General features: G+C 34.3%; 2 protein-coding genes. Both read right to left on the bottom strand.

The window, feature by feature from the left end; all coding sequences use genetic code 11:
- Positions 1-213: 213 nt before the first annotated feature.
- Positions 214-945 (bottom strand): DsbA family oxidoreductase, encoded by a 732-nt coding sequence (locus Q9B79_RS26685; protein ID WP_306189004.1) that lies wholly within the window; start codon positions 943-945, stop codon positions 214-216.
- A 165-nt stretch (positions 946-1,110) separates the two neighbouring features.
- Positions 1,111-2,070 (bottom strand): alpha/beta hydrolase, encoded by a 960-nt coding sequence (locus Q9B79_RS26680; protein ID WP_306189002.1) that lies wholly within the window; start codon positions 2,068-2,070, stop codon positions 1,111-1,113.
- Positions 2,071-2,350: the final 280 nt, after the last annotated feature.

Below are 2,350 nucleotides of genomic sequence, written 5' to 3'. Positions count from 1 at the left end.
ATCTTTCAATGTCAACTAAGTTTTTCATTTCGTTTGTCGCTTTCGACGTTAATGTCATCTGCGACTTGTTCTATATTACACCCTTAACCTACAATCGTCAATATGTTTTTATAAAAAACTTCATTTTTAATAAACCTTATTTATACATCTCTTCTATAAGAATATATAAGCAACCCATAAAATACTCTATGGGTTGCTATTCCCTCATGAAAACTATTGTTCTTTTGAAGGTACTGAACAACTTTCATCCGTACAAGACATATCACTTCCGCCTTCTGAAGAAAGCTCTTGTAACTTAGGTGCAGGATTCTCTTCTTCCCACACTTGCTGAAGTGCACTAACAAAAGTTTCAAGTGGTTGTGCACCTGAAATAGCATACTTTTGATTAATAATAAAATAAGGTACTCCTGAAATTTGATATTGCTGAGCAATTGCTTCATCAACTCTAACATCATTTGCATATGCGCTTTTATCATTAATAACCTTTAAAACTTCTTGTTTGTCTAAACCTGAAGCTTCAGCTATAGTAGCAAGCGTATCCACATCACTTAAATTTCTTGATTCAGTGAAATATGCAAAAAGTAGATTTTCCGTCATCTCTTTTTCTTTCCCTTGATCCTTTGCAAATTTCGCAAGACGATGCGCATCAAAAGTGTTCGTCGGCTTCATCTCATCAAAATTAAAACTTAAACCCATACTCGCTGCATGATTACCTAGCTGCACGTTATTACGTTTCGCTTCTTCAATACTAATCCCATACTTTGATGCAAGTACTTCATTAATACTTGTTCCAGAATAGATTGGAGCATTTTGGTCTAATTCAAAACTTTTAAACTCAACTTCAACATCCTTCTTATGAGAAAATTGCTCTAAAGCTACTTCTAATCTACGTTTCCCAATGTAGCAAAACGGGCATACAAAATCTGACCATACTTCAATTTTCATAGAAACACCTCATTAACACGTAGTTTTCAATCATTGTAGCACTGGCACTAAGGAATTCAAAAATTTATGCTTCAAGCCTTATATACTACAACCTAAAATGAATTTATAAATAGAAAAACGATAATCAAAAATATTGCCTTTTGATTATCGTATATACAAATCTAATTATGCTGGAATATATCTCCCTACGAACTTCCATACGGTATTCCAATATGTGTTTGAATCTATCTTCTCAGCTTCTCCATGCCCAGCACCTGGAACAATTAATTTCTCTTTTTCTACTTTTGCAGCATTATATACTTCATCTAACATTTCAAAAGGAACGAATGTATCCGCATCCCCGTGAATGAATAGCATCGGTGTTTTACTTTTTGCAACTTGTTTAATAGCTGAAGCTTCTTCTAAATCATATCCAGCTCTTAATTTTGTAATTGTATTTGCCGCGTTCATAACAGGAAACTTCGGCAAATGGAATAGATCGTTTAGTTGATATGTAAATTCATCAATAACAGTTGAGTATCCACAATCTTCAATAATAACTTTCACGTTAGAAGGTAAATCTTCACCCGAAGTCATCATTACAGTTGCTCCCTCCATTGAAACACCAAAGAGTGCTATTTCAGCATTAGGGTCTTTCTTTACAATTTGTTGGATCCAAATCAAAATATCTTTACGATCGTGCCAGCCCATCCCTATATAATCGCCTTCACTATTTCCATGCCCACGAAGATCTGGCGCTATGACGTTATAGCCTTGTTCATAAAAATTCCTGATATATTTCGTCATTTTCGATGCCCTGCTATCATATCCATGAACTACAATTGCCCATTTATGGCTAGATTGTTCATTCATATATTCATAGCCTGTTAATTTCAACTTATCGAAAGAAGTTATGTTTCGTGTATTAGGTTTATGATTTGATACAAAGTTCGCATCCTTTTCTTCGTTTGTAGCAAGCATACTTCCCGATGCATTCACTGTTTCTACTAAGTGAGGGTTATCCTCTAAAAACTCTTTCTCTTGTTTCGCGTTCAACGCATAATTATAAAAATAATTCCCGACTAACACATAAGTAATCGCTAGAAGGACTAAAACTACTATAGTAATTACACCTATCTTTTTCATATTATCTCCTTTTTCAAAATTAAATCTTCTTATATTCAAGTACTCAAAAAACAACTGCATTATTTTAACACACTGACAGATTAATTCTACAAAAAATAAAACAGAAAATCTTATGCTACACATCAAAAATGATGAAAGAAAATGAATATGAGAGCATTAAAAGAATAAGGATTAGGAATCGGAAACACAAAAAAGACGAGTCATTCTGACTCGTCTTACAGTTGCTTGGCGACGTCCTACTCTCACAGGGACAAGGTCCCAACTACCATCGGCGCTAGAG

The sequence above is a fragment of the Bacillus sp. MHSD_36 genome (assembly GCF_030757775.1).
Lineage (GTDB): Bacteria > Bacillota > Bacilli > Bacillales > Bacillaceae_G > Bacillus_A.
Note: the sequence above shows the minus strand (reverse complement) of the source record. Positions and strands in the feature narration are given on the sequence as shown.

Excerpts from the sequence above, each read along its gene's own strand:
- Q9B79_RS26680 (WP_306189002.1), bottom strand. The coding sequence starts at position 2,070 with ATGAAAAAGATAGGTGTAATTACTATAGTAGTTTTAGTCCTTCTAGCG.
- Q9B79_RS26685 (WP_306189004.1), bottom strand. The coding sequence starts at position 945 with ATGAAAATTGAAGTATGGTCAGATTTTGTATGCCCGTTTTGCTACATT.